A 4630-nucleotide genomic window follows, 5' to 3' on the forward strand; every position below is an offset into this window, starting at 1 on the left:
GGCCCCCGACCGCCGGCACCCCGGGCATCGGCGACACCTACTTCCCCGAGCTGGGCAACGGCGGCTTCGACGCCCTCCACTACGACCTGGACGTCGGCTACACCCCGTCCAGCGGCCGGCTGGACGGCAGGACGACCGTCACCGCGCGGGCCACCCAGAGCCTCTCCTCGTTCGACCTGGACCTCCAGCAGCTCACGGTCTCCTCGGTCGAGGTGGACGGGCTCCCCGCCGCCTTCTCCCGGGTGGGCGACGAGATCCGGATCCGCCCGGCGCTCCCGCTGATCAAGGGCCACACCTTCACCACGACCGTCACCTACGGCGGGATACCCCAGCCGCTCAGCGGCCCCATCATCTTCGGCTCGAAGTACGGCTGGATGAAGACCAAGGACGGCGTCTTCGTGGCGTGCGAGCCCAACGCCGCCTCCACCTGGTTCCCCTCCAGCGACCACCCGTCCGACAAGGCCACCTTCGACATCCGCATCCGGGCCCCCAAGGGCCTGACCGCCGTCTCCAACGGCAGGCTCCTCGCCACCCGCGACCGGGGCGACACCACGATCACCCACTGGCGGGAGAGCAAGCCGATGGCGCCCTACCTCGCCACCGCCACGATCGGGAAGTTCGACGTCCGCAAGGGCGTCACCCCCGGCGGCACCCCCATCTACGTCGCCACCAATCCCACCCTGCCCACCGGCAAGCTCGACTTCTACGGCATCACCGCCGAGGCCACCGACTACTGGTCGAAGCTCTTCGGCCCGTACCCCTTCGAGGAGACGGGCGCCGTCGTCGACGACATGCCGCAGGCCGAGTTCTCACTGGAGGTCCAGACGAAGCCCGTCTACTCCGCCGTGCGCGACGAGGCGACGGTCGTCCACGAGCTGGCCCACCAGTGGTTCGGCGACTCGCTGTCGGTCGAGCGCTGGAAGGACATCTGGCTCAACGAGGGCTTCGCCACCTACGCCGAGTGGCTCTGGGACGAGCACAAGGGCCGCAAGAGCGCCCACCAGTCCTTCCTGGAGGCGTACAACGCGCACGGCGACGGCGACGCCTTCTGGAAGCTCGACGTGGCCGACCCCAAGCGCGACACGATGTTCTCGCGGTCCGTCTACTACCGGGGCGCGATGACCCTCCAGATGCTGCGCGAGCGCATCGGCGACAAGGCGTTCTTCAAGCTGCTGCCGCTGTGGACCAAGCTCCACAAGGGCGGCAACGTCCGCACCGCCCAGTTCACGGGCCTGGCCGAGGCGGTCTCCCACCAGGACCTGAGCGATCTCTTCCGGACCTGGCTGTCCACCCCGGAGAAGCCGAAGCTGCCGTAGCCGCCGGCTGCCGTGGCGGCCGGCCGCCACGGGCGCGCCGGTCCGCATTCCGGGACGGGTCGGGAGCACGGCCGCCGGCGCGTAAGAATGTCTGGTGCTCTCCGATCTGTTCAGCCCCTCCGTCCAGCACTCGCTCGACCTCGCCGGGATCTTCGTCTTCGCCATGTCGGGCGCCCTGCTCGGCGTCCGCAAGAACTTCGACGTCTTCGGCATGGCGGTGCTGGCGGAGGTCACGGCGCTGGGCGGCGGGCTGTTCCGGGACCTGATCATCGGAGCCGTGCCGCCCGCCGCCTTCACCGACCTGGGGTACTTCCTCACCCCGCTGGTCGCCACCGCGATCGTCTTCTTCCTCCACCCGGAGGTGGAGCGGATCACCAAGGCGGTGAACGTCTTCGACGCCGCCGGGCTCGGGCTGTTCTGCGTCGCGGGCACGGTCAAGGCCTACGGGCACGGGCTCGGCCTGACCTTCGCCGCGACGCTCGGCCTGGCCACGGCGGTCGGCGGCGGTGTGCTGCGCGACGTCCTGGCCCACGAGGTGCCCTCGCTGCTGCGCTGGGACCGCGACCTGTACGCGGTGCCCGCCATGGTCGGCTCCACCATGGCCGCGCTGCTGATCCGCTACGACGCCCTCAACGTCACCACCAGCATGCTGTCCGCCGCCGTGGCGTTCGTCCTGCGGCTGCTGGCGATGCGCTACCACTGGCGCGCCCCGCGCGCCTGGCACCGGCGCAGCGCGGCGGTCGAAGATCCTACCCGCGGGTAATCGTCAGGTGTAACGTTTTCGCATGGCTCCGGGAACCATCGGCGACAGCGAGTTCGACCGGGACACCGCCATCTCGGCCAACGGGCCGGGCGGCTACGACGCCCACCTCCACGCGGGCTGGACCGTGTTCGGCCCCCTCAACGGCGGCTACCTCCTCGCCCTGCTCGCCCGCGCCCTGCGCGACACCCTGTCCCACCCCGACCCGTTCACCGTCACCGCCCACTATCTGAGCGCCTCGCGGCCCGGCCCCGCCGTCATCCGCGCCGAGCCGCTCCGGACGGGCCGATCACTCTCCACCGGCCAGGCCAGTCTCCTCCAGCGCGCCGAGGACGGCACCGAGACCGAGCGCGTCCGCGTCCTGGCCGCCTACGGGGACCTGGCCGCGCTCCCCGACGACGTCCGCACCATCGCGACGCCCCCGCCCCTGCCGCCGTACGGCGAGTGCCGGGGACTCCTCGGCCCCGGGCCGGGCCCGGCGGTGCCCGTCCCCGAGATCGTCCACCGGCTCGACTACCGCCTCGACCCCGCCACCACCGGCTGGATGACCGGCCGGCCGAGCGGCCGGGGCGAGATCCGCGCCTGGTACGGCCTCGCGGACGGCCGCGACGCCGACCCCCTCTCCCTGCTGCTGGCCGTCGACTCGCTGCCGCCCACCGCCTTCGAGTACGGCGTGACGGGAGGGGTGCCCACGGTCGAGCTCACCGCCCACATCCGGGTGCGCCCCGCCCCCGGCCCCCTCCGGATCGCCAAGACCAGCCGCAATCTGGCCGGTGGCTACATGGAGGAGGACGCGGAGGTCTGGGACAGCCGGGACCGGCTCGTCGCCCAGTCGCGCCAACTGGCGAGGCCCGCTCTCTGAACGCTGCTCTCTGAACGGCGCGCTCTCTGAACAGCCTGCTCTCTGAACGGGCTGCTCTCTGTACGGGCCGGTGCGGGCTCAGACCTCCCGGCCCAGCCACGCCGCCAGCCGCGCGTAGGCGTCCGCGCCCTCGGGGGCCGGACGCACCGGCCCGAACGGCACGCCCTCCCCGCGCCGCCCGGCCGGGAGCACCCGGTGCGCCCACTGCAGGGCGTACTCGGCGAGCTCCTGGTCCAGCGGCAGCGGGTGGCCGAGGGCGGTGGACAGGTCCCAGGTGTGGGTGACCGTCTCCAGCACACAGCCCGAGGAGAGGTACGCCCGGCCCGGCAGCTCGCCCCACGGCACGGCCACCGGCGCGTCCAGCTTCGCGTCGTCGGCCCAGGCCTCGTCGAAGAGCGCGCGGGCCTCGTCGTAGGCCCGGAGCCAGCCGTCGTCCGGCACGCCCTCGGCGGACGTGAGCGTCACGTCCGCGCCGGTCCGGCCGAGCTCGGCGGCGGCGCGGACCCCGCCCACGAGATGCGCCAGCAGCCCGCGCACGTCGAACCCGTCGCAGGGCGTGGGGTCGCCGAGCGCCTCGGGCTTCACCCGGGAGATCAGGGCCGCCACTTGGTCGGTGGCGCGGGAGTGGAGGGGGCGGGGATCGAGCTCCATGGGGCACTGCTCCTTGCACGAGGGCGATCGGTCGAACAGGAGCACCCTCCCGCCAAAACCTGACACCTGCCGTCAAGATTGATCCAGGATTGATCATGTGAAATCCGACCGGCTGCTGTCGATACTCCTGCTGCTCCAGAACCGTGACCGGGTGCCCGCCGCCGAGCTCGCCCGGCGCCTGGAGGTGTCCGTCCGCACCATCTACCGCGACGTCGAATCCCTCTCCGCCGCCGGCGTGCCCGTCTACGCCGAACGCGGCCGCCACGGCGGCATCGCCCTGCTCCCCGGCTACCGCACCGACGTCACCGGCCTCACCGCCGACGAGGCCCGCGCCCTGTTCGTCCTGGCCGGCTGCGGCGCCCACACCGACCTCGGCCTGGAACGGGCCTTCGGCTCCGCCCTGCGCAAGGTCATGGCCGCGCTGCCCGCCCCCCACCGCCCCGTCGCCGAGGCCACCAGCCGCCGCATCCACGTCGACCCCGTCCGCTGGGCGGCCCCCACCCCCGCCGTCGACCTCGGCGAACTGCACAACGCCGTCTTCACCGACCTCCGGCTGCGCCTGCGCTACCGCCACGGCGGCACGGCCGAACCGCGCGCGTACACCGTCGACCCCTACGGCCTCGTCGCCAAGGCCGGCGTCTGGTACCTCGTCGCCGACCACCGCGGCGGCCCCCGCCTCTACCGCGCCGACCGGGTGCTGAGGGCGACCCTCACCGACGAACCCGTCCGCCGGCGGGCCGGCCAGGAGCTGACGGACGTCTGGGAGGCGCTGCGCCGCGAGGTCGAGGACCGGCCTGCGGCGCTCCTGGTGACGGCCCGGGTGCGCCGCTCCCGCCTCGACACGCTCGTGCGCCTCCGCGGCCACCAGCTCACCGGACCGCCGTCCGAAGGCGACCCCGCGACCGTCGAATTCGCCTTCGCCGGCCTGGAGGACGCGCGATCCCTGCTGGCTTACGGCCCGGACCTGGAGGTGGTCGCGCCGGAGCCGGTGCGACGGGAGCTGGCGGCGGCCGCCCGGGCCGTGCTGGGGCTCTATGACCC

5 protein-coding genes are annotated in these 4630 nt (G+C 73.1%); 4 read left to right on the forward strand and 1 reads right to left on the reverse strand.

Going from position 1 to position 4630, the window contains the following annotated elements:
• From K6I33_RS32110 to K6I33_RS32120, 3 genes are all read left to right on the forward strand, one after another.
• Window positions 1-1316, forward strand: a 1316-nt coding sequence (locus K6I33_RS32110) for a M1 family metallopeptidase (protein ID WP_229358075.1), incomplete at its 5' end; no start/stop codon positions are given.
• A 94-nt stretch (window positions 1317-1410) separates the two neighbouring features.
• On the forward strand, window positions 1411-2079 hold the full coding sequence (locus K6I33_RS32115) for a trimeric intracellular cation channel family protein (RefSeq protein ID WP_229358077.1): 669 nt from the start codon (window positions 1411-1413) through the stop codon (window positions 2077-2079).
• Between the two features lie 22 nt (window positions 2080-2101).
• On the forward strand, window positions 2102-2938 hold the full coding sequence (locus K6I33_RS32120; RefSeq protein ID WP_229358079.1) for a thioesterase family protein: 837 nt from the start codon (window positions 2102-2104) through the stop codon (window positions 2936-2938).
• Between the two features lie 78 nt (window positions 2939-3016).
• Here K6I33_RS32120 and K6I33_RS32125 read toward each other — a convergent pair whose 3' ends face one another.
• Entirely contained in the window at window positions 3017-3589 is a 573-nt protein-coding gene (locus tag K6I33_RS32125; RefSeq protein ID WP_229358080.1) for a TIGR03086 family metal-binding protein, read from the reverse strand.
• A gap of 97 nt (window positions 3590-3686) precedes the next feature.
• On the opposite strand from K6I33_RS32125, the gene K6I33_RS32130 reads away from it, so the two are divergent.
• Window positions 3687-4630: YafY family protein (locus K6I33_RS32130; protein ID WP_229358082.1), on the forward strand; the 944-nt coding region annotated here is incomplete at its 3' end.

The organism is Streptomyces sp. UNOB3_S3 (assembly GCF_020740895.1).
Taxonomy (GTDB): domain Bacteria; phylum Actinomycetota; class Actinomycetes; order Streptomycetales; family Streptomycetaceae; genus Streptomyces.

Excerpts from the sequence above, each read along its gene's own strand:
- K6I33_RS32120 (WP_229358079.1), top strand. The coding sequence starts at position 2,102 with ATGGCTCCGGGAACCATCGGCGACAGCGAGTTCGACCGGGACACCGCC.
- K6I33_RS32125 (WP_229358080.1), bottom strand. The coding sequence starts at position 3,589 with ATGGAGCTCGATCCCCGCCCCCTCCACTCCCGCGCCACCGACCAAGTG.